General features: G+C 72.7%; 17 protein-coding genes, 2 tRNA genes and 1 pseudogene. 14 read left to right on the forward strand and 6 right to left on the reverse strand.

The window, feature by feature from the left end; genetic code table 11:
• Positions 1-117: 117 nt before the first annotated feature.
• Entirely contained in the window at positions 118-828 is a 711-nt protein-coding gene (locus J1M41_RS01635) for a hypothetical protein (RefSeq protein WP_192593200.1), read from the forward strand.
• A 38-nt stretch (positions 829-866) separates the two neighbouring features.
• Here the strand turns inward: J1M41_RS01635 and J1M41_RS01640 are convergent, their stop codons facing one another.
• The 3 genes and pseudogenes from J1M41_RS01640 to pepN form a co-directional block, all read right to left on the reverse strand.
• The gene (locus J1M41_RS01640) at positions 867-1,190 is read right to left on the reverse strand and encodes a globin (protein WP_241247621.1); all 324 of its coding nucleotides are present in this window, start codon (positions 1,188-1,190) and stop codon (positions 867-869) included.
• A 324-nt stretch (positions 1,191-1,514) separates the two neighbouring features.
• Positions 1,515-1,946, reverse strand: a pseudogene (locus tag J1M41_RS01645) (OsmC family protein); the annotation flags it as partial.
• A gap of 139 nt (positions 1,947-2,085) precedes the next feature.
• Positions 2,086-4,725: an aminopeptidase N gene (gene pepN, locus J1M41_RS01650; protein ID WP_206451006.1), complete on the reverse strand. Its 2,640-nt coding sequence runs from the start codon at positions 4,723-4,725 to the stop codon at positions 2,086-2,088.
• 176 nt (positions 4,726-4,901) lie between these two features.
• On the opposite strand from pepN, the gene J1M41_RS01655 reads away from it, so the two are divergent.
• Positions 4,902-5,375 (forward strand): ribose-5-phosphate isomerase, encoded by a 474-nt coding sequence (locus J1M41_RS01655; protein WP_073115473.1) that lies wholly within the window; start codon positions 4,902-4,904, stop codon positions 5,373-5,375.
• Positions 5,376-6,287, forward strand: a complete 912-nt coding sequence (locus J1M41_RS01660; protein ID WP_206451007.1) for a DNA glycosylase — start codon at positions 5,376-5,378, stop codon at positions 6,285-6,287.
• 122 nt (positions 6,288-6,409) lie between these two features.
• On the opposite strand, the gene J1M41_RS01665 is transcribed toward J1M41_RS01660, so the two are convergent.
• Positions 6,410-6,480 (reverse strand) — tRNA-Gly (locus J1M41_RS01665).
• Between the two features lie 76 nt (positions 6,481-6,556).
• On the opposite strand from J1M41_RS01665, the gene J1M41_RS01670 reads away from it, so the two are divergent.
• From J1M41_RS01670 to J1M41_RS01700, 7 genes are all read left to right on the forward strand, one after another.
• Positions 6,557-7,450 carry an SDR family oxidoreductase gene (locus J1M41_RS01670; protein WP_206451008.1) on the forward strand — a complete coding sequence of 298 codons (894 nt, stop codon included), beginning with the start codon at positions 6,557-6,559 and terminating at the stop codon, positions 7,448-7,450.
• Between the two features lie 83 nt (positions 7,451-7,533).
• Positions 7,534-7,607, forward strand: a tRNA-Pro gene (locus J1M41_RS01675).
• Between the two features lie 42 nt (positions 7,608-7,649).
• Entirely contained in the window at positions 7,650-9,014 is a 1,365-nt protein-coding gene (gene tig / locus J1M41_RS01680; RefSeq protein WP_206451009.1) for a trigger factor, read from the forward strand.
• A 263-nt stretch (positions 9,015-9,277) separates the two neighbouring features.
• Entirely contained in the window at positions 9,278-9,895 is a 618-nt protein-coding gene (locus tag J1M41_RS01685) for a ClpP family protease (protein WP_036316875.1), read from the forward strand.
• A gap of 41 nt (positions 9,896-9,936) precedes the next feature.
• A complete protein-coding gene (locus tag J1M41_RS01690) occupies positions 9,937-10,602 on the forward strand; it encodes an ATP-dependent Clp protease proteolytic subunit (protein WP_041104792.1) in 666 nt (221 codons plus the stop codon).
• 167 nt (positions 10,603-10,769) lie between these two features.
• Positions 10,770-12,068 carry an ATP-dependent Clp protease ATP-binding subunit ClpX gene (gene clpX, locus J1M41_RS01695; protein WP_206451010.1) on the forward strand — a complete coding sequence of 433 codons (1,299 nt, stop codon included), beginning with the start codon at positions 10,770-10,772 and terminating at the stop codon, positions 12,066-12,068.
• A gap of 62 nt (positions 12,069-12,130) precedes the next feature.
• Positions 12,131-12,748, forward strand: a complete 618-nt coding sequence (locus tag J1M41_RS01700; RefSeq protein WP_036316880.1) for a DsbA family protein — start codon at positions 12,131-12,133, stop codon at positions 12,746-12,748.
• Between the two features lie 86 nt (positions 12,749-12,834).
• Here the strand turns inward: J1M41_RS01700 and J1M41_RS01705 are convergent, their stop codons facing one another.
• Together J1M41_RS01705 and valS are read right to left on the reverse strand one after the other, a co-directional pair.
• The gene (locus J1M41_RS01705) at positions 12,835-13,170 is read right to left on the reverse strand and encodes a hypothetical protein (RefSeq protein ID WP_095346890.1); all 336 of its coding nucleotides are present in this window, start codon (positions 13,168-13,170) and stop codon (positions 12,835-12,837) included.
• Between the two features lie 361 nt (positions 13,171-13,531).
• Entirely contained in the window at positions 13,532-16,216 is a 2,685-nt protein-coding gene (gene valS / locus J1M41_RS01710) for a valine--tRNA ligase (RefSeq protein ID WP_206451011.1), read from the reverse strand.
• A gap of 139 nt (positions 16,217-16,355) precedes the next feature.
• Between valS and J1M41_RS01715 the strand changes: the two genes are divergently transcribed.
• The 4 genes from J1M41_RS01715 (at position 16,356) to J1M41_RS01730 (ending at position 20,468) form a co-directional block, all read left to right on the forward strand.
• Complete coding sequence (locus J1M41_RS01715; RefSeq protein ID WP_044659094.1) at positions 16,356-17,150, forward strand: SDR family oxidoreductase; 795 nt, start codon at positions 16,356-16,358, stop codon at positions 17,148-17,150.
• A gap of 43 nt (positions 17,151-17,193) precedes the next feature.
• Positions 17,194-17,943 (forward strand): sirohydrochlorin chelatase, encoded by a 750-nt coding sequence (locus J1M41_RS01720; RefSeq protein ID WP_195081822.1) that lies wholly within the window; start codon positions 17,194-17,196, stop codon positions 17,941-17,943.
• Between the two features lie 117 nt (positions 17,944-18,060).
• Positions 18,061-19,746: a nitrite/sulfite reductase gene (locus tag J1M41_RS01725; RefSeq protein ID WP_206451012.1), complete on the forward strand. Its 1,686-nt coding sequence runs from the start codon at positions 18,061-18,063 to the stop codon at positions 19,744-19,746.
• The gene (locus J1M41_RS01730; RefSeq protein WP_061867769.1) at positions 19,743-20,468 is read left to right on the forward strand and encodes a phosphoadenylyl-sulfate reductase; all 726 of its coding nucleotides are present in this window, start codon (positions 19,743-19,745) and stop codon (positions 20,466-20,468) included. The genes J1M41_RS01725 and J1M41_RS01730 overlap by 4 nt, the downstream gene beginning before the upstream one ends.
• The last annotated feature ends 24 nt before the right edge of the window (positions 20,469-20,492 follow it).

Below are 20,492 nucleotides of genomic sequence, written 5' to 3' on the forward strand. Positions count from 1 at the left end.
GTGCGCGACCGGGGCGGGGACGGGGATGGCGCTGCGGCACGAACGGCTCCTTCGACGTGGATGGACCCCGCGACGGCGGGGCGGCCCGGGACGCGACGGACCTGGGACAATGCTTGCATGACCGAGCACTCCGCCGCCGCACCAGTCCTCCGCTTCGTCGACGACCGCGCTGTGCGGGACCTCGAGCAGCTGGCCACCCGCGCCCGTCGCGTCGCCGACACGGGGATGCGCCTGCACGTCGTGCCTGAGGCGGGGCGCTCCCGCACCCCGATGCTCGCCCAGTGGGTCTCCGTGCTGCAGCCGGCCGGGCTCGGAGACGGGGTGCCCGTCGTCCTGGGGCTGCGCACCGTGCCCCTGGCGACCGCCGACGGCGTGGCGGACCTGGACGCCGTCGTCGCCCTGGGCTCCATCACCGAGCGGACCGCCCGGATGCGCGGCCAGGACCCCGTCGACCTGGCGTTCGCCGTGCCGCCGGGCCGCGAGCACGTCACCTGGACCGCGCTGACCCCGCCCCGCGGCGGCTGGACGCCCGTGGCCGAGGTCGCCGACGAGGAGCTGGCCGAGGTGGCCACGCGCGGCGCCGACGCCGTGCGGGACGCCCTGCCCGAGAACCCCGGGGAGGCGCTGGTCCGCAGGGTCCGGGCGCAGATGTGGGGGCCCCTGCTCGGGGGCGAGGCGCTGCAGTTCCCGGCCGGCATGGCCTTCGGCGCGCACGCGCTGGGCTTCCTGCGGCCCGGCGGCCGCGCCCGGCTCAGCACGGCGGGGCCGTGGACGCGCCTGGACACCCCCGGCGGCTTCGTGCTGGGCCGCCCCGCCATGGCGGTGTGAGCCCGCGCCCCCGTGGCAGGGCGCGGACCGCGGGCCGGTCAGGCCGAGTTCTGCAGGGAGTGGGCGGCCCGCTCCAGGTAATCCCAGAGTTCGGCCTCGTGCAGCGGTGACAGCTCCAGCGTGTCGACGGCGGCGCGCATGTGCCGCAGCCATGCGTCGCGCGCGGCCGGATCGATCCGGTACGGGGCGTGGCGCATGCGCAGGCGGGGGTGGCCGCGCTCCTCGGAGTACGTCCGCGGTCCGCCCCAGTACTGCTCCAGGAACATGAGCAGCCGGCGCTGGGCGCCCTCGAAGTCGTCCTGCGGATACATCGGGGCGAGGACCTCGTCCTCGCGCACGCGGGCGTAGAACTCGGCGGTCAACCGGTCGAACGTCGGGCGGCCGCCGACGGCCTCGTAGAAGCTGGTGGCCTGACCGGGCGCGGCCGGGGCCGGGGTCCCCGGGGTCGCACCGGCCGGACCCGCCGCGGCGTCGCGGGCGCGCACCTGCTCCACCGGGGCGGGGGTGCCCTCCTGCATCACCGGCTCGACCTCGGTGGGCCGCTCCGCCAGGCCCGTCACCCGGGACGGACCCTTGGCGACGCGCGGCCGCAGCACCGCCAGGGGGGCGCCCAGGCGCGCGGAGTGGTCCGGCAGCGTCGGCGTGCCGGTGGGCAGGGCCTCGGGGCGGACCGGCTCGACGGTGACCGGGGCCGAGAGCGAGTTCGCGATGAAGCACAGCCGGTGCGCCTCGGCGTGGAGGGCCTCGGCCCGCTCCCGGTCGGCCTCGTCCTGCAGCGTGACCTCGGGCCGCAGCGTGATCGCGATGAACCGCCCGGCGCCGTCGCCGTTCACCTCGAGCTCGCCCTCGACCCCGCACGTCATCCCCGTGACCACGACCCCGGAGGTCGCCGCGACATGGAGGTACGAGAGCACGTGGCACTCGGCGAGCGCGCCGAGCAGGAGGGTCTCCGGGTTCCACTTCGAGTCGTCGCCGCGGAAGGGGCGGGCGGCCGAGGCCTGGATCTCGCCGACGGCGGCGTCCTGGATCACCACGGAGCGGTCGTAGTCGCGGACGCCGGAGGTGCCCGAGCCGCGATCGCCCGTCCACTCGGTGCGCAGGGAGAAGGTGTGCTTCATGGGTTCCAGCCTAGCCAGCCTGCGCCTCGACGGCGGCGGCGGGGGTGGTGCTGGAGGGCATCTTGCGTGGAATGCCCACCGGCACCGCCCCCGGAAGCGCCAGCAGAGGCGTCAGCCGCGGCTGCCGCCGCCGCGCGGCTCAGGCCCCGGCGTGGACCTGATGCACGTGCGCCGTCGCGTGCTCGCGCGCGGCCAGGGCGCGGACCGTCTCGTCCCGGCCCTCGGCGAGGACGCGGGACAGCCCCGCGCGGGTGTCGGCCAGCCGCTCGGACAGGTCGGTGGCGCGGTCGGCGATCTCCGGGGTGACCTGGGCGGTCGGGTAGCCCAGCGTCGCGGCGGTCTCGGCCATCTCGTGAGAACGGGAGTCCCACATCGCCTCGACGCCCTCGAAGTAGGCGTCCGCGAAGGGCGCGATCAGCGCGGCGTCGTGGACCCGGGCGAACCCGATCAGGGCCTGGCGCTGCTCCGTGTTGGACAGCTCGCCGGCCATCACCCGGTCCCAGGCCGCGCGCTTGGCCTCGGCCGTCGGCACGGCGGCCCGGGCCTGGATGGCGGCGAGCGCGCCCGTGGCGGTCGCGTCGGCGCGCTCGGCCTCGGCGATCTCGGCCTCCCCGGCACGGCCGGCCGCCACCAGCGCGGTGAGCAGCTCCCAGCGCAGGTCCGTGGTGAGGTCCAGCCCGGGCACGGTGCGGGTGCCGTCCACGAGGGCGGCCAGGCGGTCCAGCTGCACCGTGGTGCGGGCGTGCAGGGCGAACGCCTTGACGAACTGCAGCTGGTTGTCCGAGCCGTCCTCGGCCTCCGCGACGAGGCCCCACAGACGGTCGGCCGCCGCGACCCGCACGGTCTCGGCCTGGTCCTCGGGCAGGTACAGGCCGATCGCCGTCGCGAGCTGGCGCAGCAGCGTCTGCACCACGGAGGAGTCCCGCTCGTGGCCGACGTTGGCGAGGACGAGGTCGACGAACCAGGCGGCGGAGGCCTCGCCGTCGCGCACGGTGTCCCAGGCCGCCCCCCACAGCAGCGTGCGCGCCAGGGAGCCGTCCACATCCTTCAGACGGGTGGACGCGGCCTCCCACGAGGCGTCGTCGAGGCGCAGCTTGGCGTAGGCCAGGTCGTCGTCGTTGGGCAGAATCACGGCGGGACGACGGCGGCCGGCGGCCTCGGCGACCTCAGTCACCTCACCGGCCACGTCGAGTTCGAAGCGCTCGGTGCGGGTCAGGCGGCCGGTGGCCTCGTCCACGTCGTAGAAGCCCACGGCGAGGCGGTGGGGGCGGAGCACGTCGTCGCCAGGCGCCGACGGCGAGCCGTCCGGGGCGCTCTGGCGCAGGCGCAGCGCGGTGATGGTGCCGGCCTCATCCGTCTCCACCTCCGTGCGCAGCGTGTTCACGCCCGAGGTCTCGAGCCACACGCGGGTCCACTCGGACAGGTCGCGGCCGGAAGCCGCCTCGAGCTCGGACATGAGGTCCGGCAGCTCGGTGTTGCCCCACGCGTGCTGGGCGATGTACGCGCGGACGCCGGCCATGAAGTTCTCCTGGCCCACCCAGGCCACGAGCTGGCGCAGCACGGAGGCGCCCTTGGCGTAGGTGATGCCGTCGAAGTTGACGAGCACATCGTCGAGGTCGCGGATCCGGGCCTTGATGGGGTGCGTGGACGAGAGCTGATCCTGGCGGTAGGCCCAGTTCTTCTCCATGGAAGAGAAGGTGGTCCAGGCGCTGGTGTACTGCGTGTTCTCGGCGGCGGCGAGCGTGGACATGAACTCGGCGAAGGACTCGTTGAGCCACAGGTCGTTCCACCAGCGCATGGTCACGAGGTCGCCGAACCACATGTGGGCCAGCTCGTGGAGGATGGTGATGGCGCGGCGCTCGATCAGCGCTTCCGGCACGGTCCCGCGGAAGACGTACGACTCGAGGAAGGTCACACAGCCGGCGTTCTCCATCGCGCCGGCGTTGAACTCGGGCACGAACAGCTGGTCGTACTTCTCGAACGGGTAGGCGTGGCCGTACTGGGCCTCGAAGAACTCGAAGCCCTGGCGGGTGAGCTCGAAGACGTTCTCCGCGTCCAGGTGCTCCACCAGTGACGCGCGGCAGTAGACGCCGAGGGGGATCGTGCGGCCGTCCGCGCTGGTCAGCTCCGAATGCACGGAGGCGTACGGGCCGGCGACGAGCGCGGTGATGTAGGAGGAGATGCGCGGGGTGGGGGTGAACTCCCAGACCGCGGCGTCCACGCCCTGCAGGTTCTCCTCGTTCGCCACGACGCCGAGGGTGCGGCGGGAGTCCTCCGGCTGGTTGGACACCACAGCCCAGTGTGCCGGCGCGGTCACGGTGAAGCGGAACGCGGCCTTGAGGTCGGGCTGCTCGAACACCGCGAACATGCGGCGGGAATCGGGCACCTCGAACTGGGTGTAGAGATAGACCTCCTGGTCCACGGGGTCCACGAACCGGTGCAGGCCCTCGCCGGTGTTGCTGTAGTCCCCGAGCCCGTCGACCACGAGGTTGTTCTGCGCCGCCAGCGGGCCGATCCGCAGTCGGGCGCCGTCGAAGTCCGCCACGTCCAGCGCCTCGCCGTTGAGGGTCACCGTGGGAGCCTGCCCGGCCACGAAGTCGATCCACGTGTGGGTGCCCACCGCGTCCTGCGTGGCCGCGAACGTCACGGTGGTGGCCGTGTGGAAGTGCTCTGCGCCGCGGGTGAGGTCCAGGCTCACCTCGTACGCGTCCACGGTGAGGGCGGCCGCGCGCGCGGCGGCCTCTTCGCGGGTGATGTTCATGGCGGCGGCGGTGGTCACGGTCGGACTCCTCCTGGGGTCGGGCGGATGCGGCACGGCCGGGACCTGTGATGGGGGCCACGGCACGGTGCTCCCCAGTGTGCCACCTGGCCCGGACGTCGTCGTCGGCCTCTGGATGCCCCGCCCCTCACTAGACTGGCGGGGACCCCGAGCCACCGCCCCTAAGGAGTCTGCGCATGCGCGTCCACATCGCCACCGACCACGCCGGCATGGAGCTGTCCGCCCACCTGGTGGAGCACCTCACCGCCGCCGGCTACGAGATGGTGGACCACGGACCCACCGAGTACGACGCGCAGGACGACTACCCGGGCTTCTGCATCAACGCCGCCCGCGCCGTCGTCGCCGACCGCGAGCAGGGACTCGACTCGCTCGGCATCGTGCTGGGCGGCTCCGGCAACGGCGAGCAGATCGCCGCCAACAAGGTGGTCGGCGTCCGCGCCGCCCTGGCCTGGAACCTGGACACGGCGCGGCTGGCCCGCCAGCACAACGACGCGAACGTCGTGGCCGTCGGCGGTCGGCAGCACTCGCTCGAGGAGGCCACCGAGCTCATCGAGGCCTTCCTGACCGAACCGTTCTCCCAGGACGAGCGCCACGTGCGCCGCATCGGGAAGATCGCCCAGTACGAGACCACCGGAGAGGTGCTGATGTGAGTGCCTGAGGGTCACTCCGTCCACCGTCTCGCGCGCCAGTTCACCGACGTCTTCGGCGGCCGCCGGATCCGCGCCACGAGTCCGCAGGGCCGCTTCGCCGAGGGGGCCGCCCTGCTCGACGGCCAGGTCCTCGAGCGCGCCCGGGCCCACGGCAAGCATTTCTTCGCCGACGTCTCCGGCGGCCACGTGCTCCACGTCCACCTGGGCATGTACGGGGCGTGGACCTTCGGCGGGGATCAGGACTTCGCGGCCGCGTCCTCGATCGGTGCACCCCGCCGGATCGGCGAGCGGGAGGTCCACGACGACGGCGCCCCGGCCGCCGAGCCCGCCCGCGACGCCGACGGCTGGGTCCAGCCCCCGCCGCCGGCCTCCACGGTCCGGCTGCGACTGCGCGCCGAGCACGGCTGGGCCGACCTGATCGGCGCGAGCCGGTGCCGCGCACTCACCCCGGCCGAGGCTGCCGACGTCGTCGCCGGTCTCGGCCCGGATCCGCTCAACGACGACGATCCCGCGCCGTTCTATGCCGCCGCCCGGCGCACGCGGCGGCCGATCGGCGTCGTGCTGATGGACCAGGCGGCCGTCAGCGGGATCGGCAACATCTTCCGGGCCGAGGCGCTGCTCCGGGTCGGCATCGACCCGTGGCGGCCGGCCCGGGAGGTCGCCCCGGCGGACCTCGCGTCCCTCTGGGCGGACAACGCCGCGCTCATGCGGGAGGGCGTGCGGCTCGGGCGGATCGTCACCACGCGGCCCGAGCACCGGCCGGGGATCCCTGCCGAATCGGCCTGGCCCGAGCACGCGAACTACGTGTACCAGCGGCAGGGCCTGGCCTGCCTCGTGTGCGGGCGCGAGACGATCGTGGTGGAGGAGATGGCGGCCCGGAAGCTCTACCGCTGCCTCACCTGTCAGAGCTGAGGGGCCTGTAGCAGGCCCGACCGGGCACAGCGGTCAAGGAACCGACGCGGACGACGACGCACCCGAGAACGTCATGAGCCGGGCCGTCGTGCGCACACGACGGCCCGGCTCATGGGATCCGGAGGGGATGACGGGAATCGAACCCGCGTAGCCAGTTTGGAAGACTGGGGCTCTACCATTGAGCTACATCCCCGCGGGGCCGCGCTCGGCGCGGACCAGCGGCTGACACCGTATCACGGCGGGCCCGCGTCGGCCGTGGGGGAAGAGGCATGATGCACGGCTTTCGTCCCGCCCTCCGCAGAACCGCCGCCGCCCTCGCCGGCCGTCGTCCCCTGTCCCTGCGCGGCACCACCGTCCTCGTGACGGGCGGCGCGTCCGGCATCGGTCGACTGATCGCCCTGGGGGCCGCCCGCCGCGGCGCGGACCGCGTCGTCGTCTGGGACCTCGACCTGCAGGGGGCGGAGGCCGTCGCCGCCGAGATCCGGTCTCAGGGCGCCGACGCCCGGGCCGAGCGCGTGAACGTGACGGACGCGGCCGCCGTCGAGGCCGCCGCCGCCCGCGCCGGAGAGGTGGACGTCGCCGTGAACAACGCGGGCGTCGTGACGGGAGCGCGCCTCGAGGACGCCACGGAGGAGGGCATCCGCCGCACCTTCGAGGTGAACGCGCTCGCGCCGTACTGGCTGACCCGGGCGGTCCTGCCCGGAATGCGGGCCCGGGACCGCGGGGCCGTGGTCACGGTGGCCTCGGCCGCGGGGTTGGTCGGCGTCGCACGCCAGACGGACTATTCCGCCACCAAGCACGCCGCGGTCGGGTTCGCCGAGTCCCTCGCCGCGGAGCTGCGCAAGGACGGCAGCCGCGTCACCTCCCTGGCCGTCTGCCCCTTCTACATCGACACCGGGATGTTCGCGGGCGTGCGCAGCCGGGTGCCCTGGCTGCTGCCCGTGCTGGATCCGCACCACGTGGCGCAGGAGGTGCTGGACGCCGTCGAGGCCGGCCGCACCCGCCTGCTGCTGCCGCGCGCCGTCGGCCTGATCGCGCCCCTGCGCGCCCTGCCGGCGCCCGTCTTCGACCGCGCGATGGACGTCCTCGGGGTCAACGCCACGATGGACGGCTTCACGGGCCGGCGATCGCGGCTTTTCGCGGGGCGCGAGACGGCGCGCTAGGATTCCACAGTCTGCCCTCGGGCAGTCCCTCGGGTGCCCGGCGAGCCTCCACCGCGTGAGCCCGCCGGCGTCGGGGACGACGGCGGGGTGTAGCTCAGCTTGGTAGAGCGCGCGCTTTGGGAGCGTGAGGCCGCAGGTTCAAATCCTGTCACCCCGACTCGACGTCAAGACCATCCACCACCACCAACAGGAGTCATCCGTGGTCAAGTCCACCGCAGAGAACCTCAGCCCGACCCGCGTCAAGCTGACCGTCGAGGTGCCGTTCGAGGAGGTGAAGCCCGCCCTGGACAAGGCGTTCAAGGACATCGCCAACCAGGTGCAGATCCCGGGCTTCCGCAAGGGCAAGATCCCGGCGCGTCTGATCGAGCAGCGCTTCGGCCGCGAGATCGTCGTGGACCAGGCCGTCAACGAGGGCCTGAACACCTGGTTCTCCGCCGCCATCGCCGAGGCCGAGCTCACCCCGATCTCCCGCCCCGAGGTCGACGTGACCGCCACCCCGGACGCGGAGAACGCCGAGGGCCCGGTGGCCTTCACCGCAGAGTTCGACGTGCGCCCGACCATCGAGCTGCCCGATTACAAGGGCCTCAAGGTGACGGTGGAGCCCGCCCAGGCCACCGAGGAGGACGAGCAGAAGGCCCTCGACGCCCTGCGCTCGCGCTTCGGTTCCCTCAAGGACGTGGACCGCCCGGCCGCGCAGGACGACTTCGTCACGATGAACCTGACCGCCACGGTCGACGGCGAGCAGGTCGACCAGGCCGAGGGCCTGTCCTACCAGGTGGGCGCCGGCACCATGCTCGAGGGCATCGACGAGGCCCTCGACGGCCTGTCCGCCGGCGAGGACGCCACCTTCGAGACCACGCTCAACGGCGGCGAGCACGACGGCGAGACCGCCGTGGTCAAGCTGGAGCTGACGGCCGTCAAGGAGCGCGAGCTGCCCGAGGCCGACGACGAGTTCGCCCAGCTGGCCTCCGAGTTCGACACCATCGCCGAGCTCAAGGAGGACCTGAAGAAGCAGGCCGCCGAGGAGGCCGTGAACCGCCAGGGCGTCGAGGCCCGCGACAAGGTCCTCGAGGAGCTGGCCAAGCTCGTCGAGGTCCCGGTGCCGGACGGCGTCATCGCCGAGCAGGTCGAGCAGCACTTCTCGGCCGGCGGCCACACCGCGGGCGACGACCACGACACCGCCGAGCACCGTGCCGAGCTCGAGCAGAACACCCGCGAGGCGTTCGCCAACGAGGTCATCCTGGACGAGGTCGCCGAGGCCGAGGAGGTCACGGTCGACCAGGGTGAGCTGATCGAGTACATCATCGCCACCTCCTCCGAGTACGGCATGGACCCGAACCAGTTCGCCATGATGCTCGACCAGGGCGGGCAGATCCCGATGATCATGGGCGAGGTCCGCCGTCGCAAGGCCCTGGCCAAGGTCCTCGAGTACGCCGAGGTCACCGACACCGACGGCAAGGCCGTGGACCTCACGGCGTTCGTGACCCCGGGCGGCCAGGAGGCCCTCGACGCCGAGGCCGAGGCGACCGAGGCCGACGACGCCGAGGCGGCCGAGCAGGCCTGATCCCGGCCGGTGGGGGCGCACCCCCGCCGAGCCGCGACGACGGCGCCCCCGCCCACGCCGGCGGGGGCGCCGTCGTCGTCCCGGGCCCCGGTGGGCGGCCTCGGGCAGGGCCCGCGACAACCTGCGCCAACAGCGAAACGCCGACGGCGTCCCGCGCGCTGGCCCGGACGCCCGGCTAGTGTCGGACTCGATCAGGGACCCGTCCGTCCGCGCGAGCGGCCGCCGTTCGGGAGGCCCGTGGACATCTCGACAGGAAGGCGGAAGTGATGACCGACATCACCCCCAGCATGCGTTCGGTGGACCCGGCGCAGCGCGAGGATTTCCTCTACACCCAGCTGCTGAAGTCGCGCATCGTCTGGCTGGGCGAGGACGTCCGTGACGACAACGCCAACGCGATCTGCTCCCAGCTGCTCCTGCTCTCGGCCGAGGACCCGGAGAAGGACATCTACCTGTACATCAACTCCCCGGGCGGCTCCGTCACCGCGGGCATGGCGATCTACGACACGATGCAGTACATCCCCAACGACGTCGTGACGGTGGCCACCGGCCTCGCCGCGTCCATGGGCCAGTTCCTGCTCGCCTCCGGCACCAAGGGCAAGCGCTACGCCACCCCCCACGCCCGCGTGCTGATGCACCAGCCCTCCGGCGGCATCGGCGGCACCGAGTCGGACATCCGCATCCAGGCCCAGCTGATCCTGCACATGAAGCAGGTGATGGCGGAGCTGACCGCCGAGCAGACCGGCCAGTCCGTGGAGACCATCCTCGAGGACAACGCGCGTGACAAGTGGTTCACCGCGCAGGAGGCCCTCGAGTACGGCTTCATCGACCACATCGCCGACCGTGCCGCGTCCGTGACCGGCGGCGGCGGCGTCCGGGGCTGAGCCCTGCCCGGACCGTCCCGACCCTCTCCAGGAGACCAAGAATGACCCAGTTCCCCGCCGGGCTCCCCACCGGGATGCCCTCCCTGCCCACGCCGGACGCGCGCTACATCCTCCCGCAGTTCGAGGAGCGCACCCCCTACGGTTTCAAGCGTCAGGACCCCTACGCCAAGCTCTTCGAGGACCGCATCGTCTTCCTCGGCGCGCAGGTGGACGACGCGTCGGCCGACGACGTGATGGCCCAGCTGCTCGTGCTCGAGGCGATGGACTCCGAGCGTGACATCACCCTGTACATCAACTCGCCGGGCGGCTCGTTCACGGCCATGACGGCGATCTACGACACCATGCAGTTCATCCGCCCCGAGGTGCAGACCGTGTGCCTGGGCCAGGCCGCCTCCGCCGCGGCCGTGCTGCTGGCCGCGGGCGCCCCCGGCAAGCGTCTGGCGCTGCCCAACGCGCGCGTGCTGATCCACCAGCCGGCGATGCAGGGCGACCGCGGCACCGCCACGGACCTGCAGATCCACGCCCAGGAGATCAACCGGATGCGCGTGTGGATGGAGGAGACGCTGGCCTCCCTCACCAACCGCACGCCCGAGGAGGTCTCGCAGGACATCGACCGGGACAAGTTCCTCTCGGCCGAGCAGGCCCTCGAGTACGGCCTCGTGGACGAGGTCCTCGCCTCCCGCAAGATCACCCGCCCGTCTGCCTGACCGACGACGCCCGCCGAGGGGTCCGGCCGCGCGGCCGGGCCCCTCGGCGCCGACCGGGGACCCGGTCCCTTAACGTGTCCGTCCACGGCCGTATGCTGGACGGAATCTGACAGCGACGACGCCCGCGCGGGGCGGACGTCTCCGCCCGGCCTTCGAGGAGTACCACCATGGCGCGTATCGGAGAGAGCGCTGACCTGCTGAAATGCTCGTTCTGCGGGAAGAGCCAGAAGCAGGTGCGCAAGCTCATCGCCGGCCCGGGTGTCTACATCTGCGACGAGTGCATCGAGCTGTGCAACGAGATCATCGAGGAGGAGCTCGGCGAGGCGGCGGAGGCGGACGAGACCGTCCTGCCCACCCCGCAGGAGATCTTCGACCACCTCGAGAGCTTCGTGATCGGTCAGGATGCGGCCAAGCGTTCCCTCGCCGTCGCCGTGTACAACCACTACAAGCGCGTGCGTGGGCCGCAGGCGCGGGGCGGTGACCTGGCCGACCGCCTCACCGAGCGGGACGACCTCGCGGACGTCGAGGTCGGCAAGTCGAACATCCTCATGGTCGGCCCCACCGGCTCCGGCAAGACGTATCTCGCGCAGACCCTCGCCCGGCGGCTCAACGTCCCGTTCGCGGTCGCGGACGCCACCAGCCTCACCGAGGCCGGCTATGTGGGCGAGGACGTGGAGAACATCCTCCTCAAGCTCATCCAGGCCGCGGACTACGACGTGAAGAAGGCCGAGCAGGGCATCATCTACATCGACGAGATCGACAAGATCTCGCGGAAGTCCGAGAACCCCTCCATCACCCGGGACGTCTCCGGCGAGGGGGTGCAGCAGGCCCTGCTGAAGATCCTCGAGGGCACGGTGGCGTCGGTGCCGCCGCAGGGCGGGCGCAAGCACCCCCACCAGGAGTTCCTGCAGATCGACACGTCCAACGTGCTGTTCATCGTGGCGGGCGCGTTCGCGGGCCTGGACGAGATCATCGGTTCCCGTGCCGGACGCAAGGGCATCGGGTTCGGCGCGCCCCTGAACCACCTGGGCGCGGGGGACGTCACCTACGCGGACGTGCGGCCGGAGGACCTGCTGAAGTTCGGCCTCATCCCCGAGTTCATCGGCCGCCTGCCCGTGATCACCACTGTCGAGGACCTCACGCACGAACAGCTCGTGCGGGTGCTGACCGAACCGAGGAACGCCCTGCTCAAGCAGTACCAGAAGATGTTCCTCATGGACGGCGTGGAGCTCGAGTTCGAGCAGGACGCCCTGGACGCCGTCGTCGCCCAGGCCGAGGCCCGCGGCACCGGCGCCCGCGGCCTGCGCTCCATCATGGAGAACGTCCTCAAGCCCGTGATGTTCGAGCTGCCCTCCCGTTCGGATGTGGGCACGGTCGTCATCTCCGGGGACGTGGTGCGCGGCGAGGCCGAGCCCACGCTCATCCCGGCCGAGGTGGAACGACGTCGACGCGGCCGGAGCGCCTGACCGCCGTCGCCCAGCAGGACCGACCGGAGCCGAGACGGCTCCCTGACCGCAAGGAGCACAGCATGACCGACACCACGCAGCAGCCCACCGTCGACTTCTACTTCGACGCCACGTGCCCGTTCGCCTGGATCACCTCCCGGTGGATCCTGGAGGTCCAGAAGGTGCGCGACGTGCGGGTGGTCTTCAAGATCATGTCGCTCGCCGTCCTGAACGAGGGCCGCGACCTGGACCCCGACTACCTGGCCCGCCTCGAGAAGGCCTGGCTGCCGGCCCGCGCCGCCGTGCAGGTGCGCGAGCGGCACGGTGCCGAGGCGCTCGGCCCGTGGTACACCGCGGTCGGCACCCGCATCCACGAGCAGGGCCGCACGGACTACGAGGCCGTGGTGGCCGAGGCCCTCGAGGAGCTCGGCCACGACGCGGACATCCTGGACGCCGCCCGCACCGACGTGGCCGACGAGCAGCTGCGCGCCAGCCAGAAGGAGGCGGAGGACCTCGTGGGCAACGACGTCGGCACGCCCGTCGTGGCGTTCAACGGCACGGCCTTCTTCGGTCCCGTGATGACCCGCATCCCGCGCGGCGAGGAGGCGGGCCGCATCTTCGACGGCGCCGTCGCCCTGGCCGACTTCCCGTACTTCTACGAGATCAAGCGGGCCCGCACCACGGATCCGCAGTTCGACTGAGCCCTCCCGGCTCGCACGAGACCGGCCCCACACCTTCAGCGCGAAGGTGCGGGGCCGGCGTCGTCGGGGGCGCGGGGCGGCGGGGGTCAGCTGCGCGCCACCCGGCCGGCCGCGCGGATCAGGGGGACCTGCAGGGGCAGCCGCCCGAGGGAGACCAGTTGCGCCGGCCAGGGCCGGCGTCGCCACTGCCAGGCCATCCACGCATTGCCGGGCCACACGCCGAGGAAGAGCGCCTGCGCGGCGCGTCCGCCCGCGCGTCGGGTGCGCGGAACGGCCAGCAGACCCGCCACGGCCAGCTCGGCCACGCCGGAGCCGTGGGTCCACGCGCGGGCCGAGCCGGGCAGGAACGGCGGGATCAGCCCGTCGAAGGGTTCGGGTCGGACGAAGTGGAGCACGCCCATGGCGGCGAGGGCGGCGGACATCCGCCGGGCGTAGGCGTCGGAGGCGCGGCGGCCGGCCGGGGCGGGATCGGGTGTCGGTCTCATCCTCTCAGTGTCCACCCCTGCTGCCGTGACCGCACTGCGACATGCGGCAGGAGCACGACCGGGATGCGCACCACGACACCCCCGGGGGTGTTACCCCCCGACGAACTCCGATCCGGCGGCGGACTGTCCGACGTGCGCTGTGCCCTACCGGATCCCGGCCACGAACATCCCACGCTGACGGGCAGACTCGGGCCCGCGGCACGGACGCGACGACGGCCCCGCCGCCCGTGATGGGCGACGGGGCCGTCGTCGTGCCGCGTGCGCTCCCGAGACACCTGCAGGGAGCGCGCGGCGGGGATCAGTCGTCCTCGGCCGGTGCGAGCTGCACGTCGGAGACGGTCAGGGGCGCGGACTCGCCGGCCTCGCCCTGCGTGAGGGACAGGTCCGCGATGTTGCCTGCCGCCTTGAGGTCCGCCAGGCCGCCGCGCAGCTTCTCGAGCCAGTCGGCCGGCCCGGTCACCACGGCGGAGCGCACCTCGGTGCGCTGCTTCACCTTGGCCTCGGACTTCGCCTTGCGGACGCCGCCCAGGACCTGCGCCACGGCGGGCAGGACCTCGGCGTCACCGGCGGAGGCGGCGAAGGACAGGGCCGCCACCTCGTCCGCGGCGCCCGGCCACGCGGCGGTGTGCACGGAGCCGGCGCGCCACCAGCTCCACACCTCCTCGGTGGCGAACGGCTGGAACGGGGCCAGCAGACGCAGCAGGGCGTCCAGGGTGGTGGCCAGCGTGGTCACCACAGAGGCCTGCTCGGCCTCGCCGTGGCCGCCGTAGGCACGGTCCTTCACGAGCTCCACGTAGTCGTCCGTGAAGGCCCAGAAGAACTGCTCGGTCACGTTGAGGGCACGTGCGTAGTCGTAGGCCTCGAACGCGCGGGTCGCCTGCTCCACGGTGGCCGCGAGGCGCGCCAACAGGGAGGCGTCCAGCGGGTTGGTGACGGCCGCGGCGTCATCGGCCGTGCGGATGACGGCGTCCTGCGTGGCGCCCAGGTTCAGCACGAACTTGGCGGCGTTGAGCAGCTTGATGGCCAGGCGGCGGCCGATCTTCATCTGCGCCACCTCGTAGGCGGTGTCCGCGCCGAGGCGGGCCGAGGCGGCCCAGTAGCGGACGGCGTCCGAGCCGAACTGGTCCAGGATGTCGGTCGGGACCACCACGTTGCCCTTGGACTTGGACATCTTCTTGCGGTCCGGGTCGAGGATCCAGCCGGAGAGCGCGGTGTCCGTCCACGGCACGGAGCCGTTGAGGGCGTGGGCGCGCACCACGGTGGAGAACAGCCAGGTGCGGATGATGTCGTGGCCCTGCGGGCGCAGATCGAACGGGAAGACGTTGTTGAAGAACGCCTCGTCGCGGGACCAGCGGCCCACGATCTGCGGGGTCAGCGAGGAGGTGGCCCAGGTGTCCAGGACGTCCGGGTCGCCGGTGAAGCCGCCGGGGACGTCGCGCTGGTCCTCGGAGTAGCCCGGGGCGGCCTCGGCGGCCGGGTCCACGGGGAGCTGCTCGTCGGCCGGGAGGATCGGGTTCTCATAGTCGGGCTCGCCCTCCGCGTCCAGCGGGTACCAGACCGGGATCGGCACCCCGAAGAAGCGCTGGCGGGAGACGAGCCAGTCACCGTTGAGGCCCTCGACCCAGTTCTCGTAGCGGTGGCGCATGTGCTCCGGGTGCCAGGAGAGCTCGCGGCCGCGCTCGATCAGCTCCGCGCGGCGGTCGGCGTCGCGGCCGCCGTTGCGGATGTACCACTGGCGGGAGGTGACGACCTCGAGCGGCTTGTCGCCCTTCTCGTAGAAGTTCACGGCGTGCATGATCTTCTTCGGCTCTCCGTCCAGCAGGCCGGCCGCGGTGAGGGCGTCCACCACACCCTGCTTGGCGGAGAACACGGTCTTGCCGGCCACGGTGTCCGCATAGGCCTGTCGGCCGGCGTCCGTGGTGATCCACTCGGGGGTGTCGGCGGCGAAGCGGCCGTCACGGCCGATCAGGGTGCGGGTCGGCAGCTGCAGCTCGCGCCACCAGGTGACGTCGTTGAGGTCGCCGAAGGTGCAGACCATGGCGATGCCGGAGCCCTTGTCCGGCTTGGCCAGCGGGTGCGGGAAGACCTCGACCTCCACGCCGTACAGCGGGGAGGTGACGGTCGTGCCGAACAGGTGCTGGTAGCGCTCGTCGTCCGGGTGGGCGACCAGGCCGGAGCAGGAGGCCAGCAGCTCGGGGCGGGTGGTCTCGATGAAGACCTGCTCGCCGTCCGCAGCGGTGAAGGCGTAGCGGTGGTAGGCGCCGGGGACCTCGCGGTCCTCGAGCTCGGCCTGGGCCACGGCGGTGCGGAAGGTCACGTCCCACATGGTGGGGGCCTCGGCCAGGTAGGCGTCGCCCGAGGCGATGCCGGCCAGGAAGGCGCGCTGGGAGACGGCGCGGGAGACGTCGTCGATGGTCCGGTAGGTCATGTCCCAGTCGACGGACAGGCCGAGACGGGTGAAGAGGTCCTCGAAGACCTTCTCGTCCTCGACGGCGAGCTCCTCGCAGAGCTCGATGAAGTTCTTGCGGGAGATCACGTCCCAGTCGCGCTGGTTCTTCGCCGGCTTCTCCGGCGGACGGTAGCCCTCCACGTACGGCTTGGCGGGGTCGCAGCGGACGCCGTAGTAGTTCTGCACACGGCGCTCGGTGGGCAGGCCGTTGTCGTCCCAGCCCATCGGGTAGAACACGTTCTTGCCGTTCATGCGCTGGTAGCGGGCGAGCACGTCGGTCTGCGTGTAGGAGAAGACGTGGCCCACGTGCAGCGAGCCGGAGGCGGTCGGCGGGGGAGTGTCGATCGAGTAGACCTGCTCGCGGGTGGTCTGCGTGTCGAACGCGTAGGTGCGCTCGTCGGCCCAGCGGGTGGTCAGCTTCTCCTCGAGGCCCTCGAGGGCCGGCTTGTCCGGCACGGCCACGGCGCCGGCGGCGGGGGTGGACGGGGTCGATGCGTCGATGGGCGTGTCTGTGCCCTGCGTGTTCTCAGCCATGCCCGCCATCCTCCCATGACCGGGGCGGCGGGCCGGGCCTGCGACGACGCCCGGGACGTCCCGCCCTTTCAGTCGGTCGACCTGGCGGAGGTGATCCGGGCGGTGCTCCGGACGGCGCGGCTCGGCTACGGTCGGAGGCGTGAGCCACACCCATGAACCTGCGAAGAACCCCGCCCGTGCCGCCGTCGTGACGGGGGCCACGAGCGGCATCGGCCGCGCCACGGCCCTCGAGCTCGCCCGCCGCGGCTGGCGCGTGTACGCCGTCGGCCGCCGGGCCGAGCGCCTCGAGACCCTCGCTGCCGACGCCCGGGCCGAGGGCGTGAGCGGCGACGTCGTCCCCGCCGCCCTGGACGTCACGGACGAGGCCGCCGTCGCCGCGCTGGCCTCGCGCGTCGAGGCCGACGGCGGCGCCGACACCCTCGTCAACATCGCCGGCGGAGCGCTCGGCACGGACGCGGTGGGCGTGGGCGACCGCGCCGACTGGGAGTGGATGTACCGCGTCAACGTGCTCGGCACCCTGACGATGTGCCAGGCGTTCCTGCCCATGCTCCGCGCCCACGGCGAGGGCACCGTGCTCAACCTGACCTCGACCGCCGCCGTCACCGCCTACGAGGGCGGCGCCGGCTACAACGCCGCGAAGATGGGCCAGCACGGGCTCACCGGCGCGCTGCGCCTGGAGGAGGCCGAGCACAACGTGCGGGTGATCGAGGTGCTCCCGGGCATGGTCCACACCGAGGAGTTCTCCCGCAACCGCCTGGGCGGCGACCAGTCCGCCGCGGACGCCGTGTATGCGGGCGTGGAGAAGCCGCTCACCGCCGAGGACGTCGCCGAGGTGTGCGTCCACGCCGTCGAGCTGCCCCACCACGTGAACCTGGATCAGATCGTGATGCGGCCGGTCGCCCAGGCCGCCCAGCACAAGGTGATCCGCCGGTGAGCGGCGGGCCGCAGAACGTGTGGGCCGACGCGGTGGGCTCGGCATGAGCGCGCCCGTGCTGCACGTGATCGCCTGCGCCCACGGCACGCACGACGCGGCCGGCCGCGACGTGATCGACGGCCTCCGTGCCGACCTGGCGGCCCTCCTGGCCGCCGAGGGGCCGGGCGCCCAGGTCCACGAGGCCTACGTGGACGTGCAGAGCCCCTCCCTCGACGAGGTCGTGGCGGCCCTGCCCCCGGGGGAGCCGGCCGTGATCGTGCCGCTGCTGCTGTCCCTGGGCCATCACGTCCACCACGACATCCACCACGCCGCAGCCGCCCGACCCGGCACGATCGCCGCCGCACCGCTGGCCGGGGCCGGGGACGACGTCGAGCCGCGCCTGGTGACCGTTCTGGCCGAGCGGGTGGCCCGGGCGGTGCCGGCCGGTGAGGCCGCGACATCGGACGTCATCCTGGCGGCGGCCGGCACCCGCGCCGCGGACGGCCAGGCCCAGGTGCACGCCCTGGCCGGGGCCCTGGCCCGGGCCACGGGACTGCCCGTGACCGCTGCGTTCGGGGCGGCGGCCACCCCCCGTGTGCCCGACGCCGTCTCCCGGGTGCGCGCCGCCGGCCGTCGCGCCGTGGTGGCCGCCCACCTGCTGGCCCCCGGGTACTTCCACGACCGACTCGGCGAGAGCGGCGCGGACGCGGTCACCGATCCCCTGCTGCCGCATCCGCTGGTGGCGCGGATCGCCCTGGACCGGCTGCGGTCCGCCCTCGTAGAGGCCCCGAGGGGAGCCGCCGGAGGCCGCTGAGCCGTCCGTCACACGACCGGGGCCGGACCGGGTCCCCGCCGCGGCCCGGCCCCGGGAACGTGACGAACCGCGTCGACGATCTTGGGGCCGGCATGCCGGGTTCCTAGCGTGGCGGCCATGACCCAGGTGAACGAGACGTCGAGGCCGGCGCGCACTCCGCGCCGTCCCTCCGCCAAGCCGCACGGCCAGTGGAAGGTGGACGGGACCGCCCCCCTGAACCACAACGAGGAGTTCAAGCAGCAGGACGACGGCCTGAACGTCCGCGAGCGCATCGAGCAGGTCTACGCCCACGAGGGCTTCGACTCGATCCCCTCGGACGACCTGCACGGCCGCTTCCGCTGGTGGGGCCTGTACACCCAGCGTCGGCAGGGGATCGACGGCGGCAAGACCGCCACCCTGGAGCCCCACGAACTCGAGGACCGCTACTTCATGCTGCGCGTGCGCATCGACGGCGGCGACCTCACCACCGAGCAGCTGCGCGTGATCGGCGGGATCTCCACCGACTTCGGCCGTGACACCGCGGACATCACCGACCGGCAGAACGTCCAGCTGCACTGGATCCGCGTCGAGGACGTCCCCGAGATCTGGCGGCGCCTGGAGTCCGTGGGCCTGTCCACCACCGAGGCCTGCGGCGACGTGCCGCGCGTGATCCTCGGCTCACCGGTGGCCGGGATCGCCGCGGACGAGATCATCGACCCCACGCCCGTGATCCGGGAGATCGCGGACCGCTGGATCGGCGACCTCGAGGTCTCCAACCTGCCCCGCAAGTTCAAGACCGCCATCACCGGCCATCCTTCCCAGGACGTGGTCCACGAGATCAACGACATCTCCCTGATCGGCGTGGTGCACCCCGAGCTGGGCCCCGGCTACGACCTGTGGGTCGGCGGCGGCCTGTCCACGAAGGCCCGCCTGGCCGACCGGATCGGCGCCTTCGTCTCGGCCGAGCGCGCCCCCGAGGTGTGGCACGCCGTCGTGAGCATCTTCCGTGACTACGGCTACCGGCGCCTGCGCAACAAGGCCCGCATGAAGTACCTGCTCGAGGACTGGGGGCCGGAGAGGTTCCGCACCGTGCTGGAGGAGGAGTACCTCGGCTACGCCCTGCCCGACGGACCCCACGTGGGGGTCCACGAGCAGAAGGACGGCCGCTTCTACATCGGTGCCGCCCCCGTCGTCGGCCGCTCCAGCGGCACCACCCTCACCGCCCTCGCGGACCTGCTCGAGGCCCACGGTTCCACCCGGCTGCGGACCACCCCGCACCAGAAGATCGTGGTGCTGGACGTGGAGCGGGACCGGGTGGACGCCGTCGTGGCCGGCTTGAAGGAGCTGGGACTGGACCCGGAGCCGTCCGTGTTCCGCCGCTCCACCATCGCCTGCACGGGCCTGGAGTTCTGCAAGCTCGCCATCGTGGACACGAAGGACACCGCCACCGCCGCGATCGCCCAGCTCGAGGAGCGCCTGGCCGACCTCGCCGACCGCCTCCCCGAGCGGCTGAGCCTGCATGTGAACGGCTGCCCCAACTCCTGCGCCCGCATCCAGACCGCGGACATCGGCCTGAAGGGCCAGCTGCTCCCGGACGACGACGGCGGCCAGACGCCCGGCTTCCAGGTCCACCTGGGCGGCGGCCTGGCCTCCGTGGACCGCGCCGAGGCCGGCCTCGGACGCAGCGTCCGCGGCCTGAAGGTCCGCGCGGACGGGCTGGTCGACTACGTCGAGCGCCTCGTCCGCCGGTACGACGAGCAGCGCGAGCCGGGCGAGACCTTCGCCCGGTGGGCGCACCGAGTCGACGAGGAGGCCCTCCGATGAGCACCATTCCCCCCACCCGTCCGACCGAGGACCTCGAGCGCCTGCAGGCGCTCGCGGAGTCCGGCGCCGCCGAGCTCGGCTGGGACGCCCCCGCCGAGGCGGTGGTCGACTGGGCCGCCCGCCATGTGGACCTCCGCCGGGCCGCCGTCGCCTGCTCCATGGCCGATGCCGTCCTGCCGCACCTGGTGGCGCAGCGGATGCCCGGCGTGGACGTCCTCTTCCTGGAGACCGGCTATCACTTCACCGAGACCCTCGCGACGCGCGACGAGGTGGCCCGCCGCCTCGACGTCACCGTGGTGGACGTGCTGCCGGAGCTGACCGTGGCCGAGCAGGACGAGCGCCACGGCAAGGACCTGTTCGCCCGTGACCCGGCGCTGTGCTGCGCGATGCGCAAGGTCGAGCCCCTCAACCGGGCGCTGGCCGGATACGACCTGTGGTTCACCGGAGTCCGCCGGGACGAGGCGCCGACGCGCACGGACACCCCGCTGGTGGGCTGGGACGAGGCCCACGGCATGGTCAAGGTCAACCCCGTCGCCCCGTGGAGCTTCGACGACCTGGTCGGCTACGCCACGGACCACGACGTGCCCGTGAACCTGCTCCTGCAGAACGGCTACCCGTCGATCGGCTGCCGTCCCTGCACCCGCCCCGTCGCCCCCGGGGAGGACCCCCGAGCCGGGCGCTGGGCCGGGACCGCGAAGACCGAGTGCGGCATCCACGTCTGAGCGCCGCACCCGAGACAGACCAAG

Source organism: Micrococcus sp. KRD096 (assembly GCF_017168495.1).
In the GTDB taxonomy this organism is placed as follows: Bacteria; Actinomycetota; Actinomycetes; order Actinomycetales; family Micrococcaceae; genus Micrococcus; species Micrococcus luteus.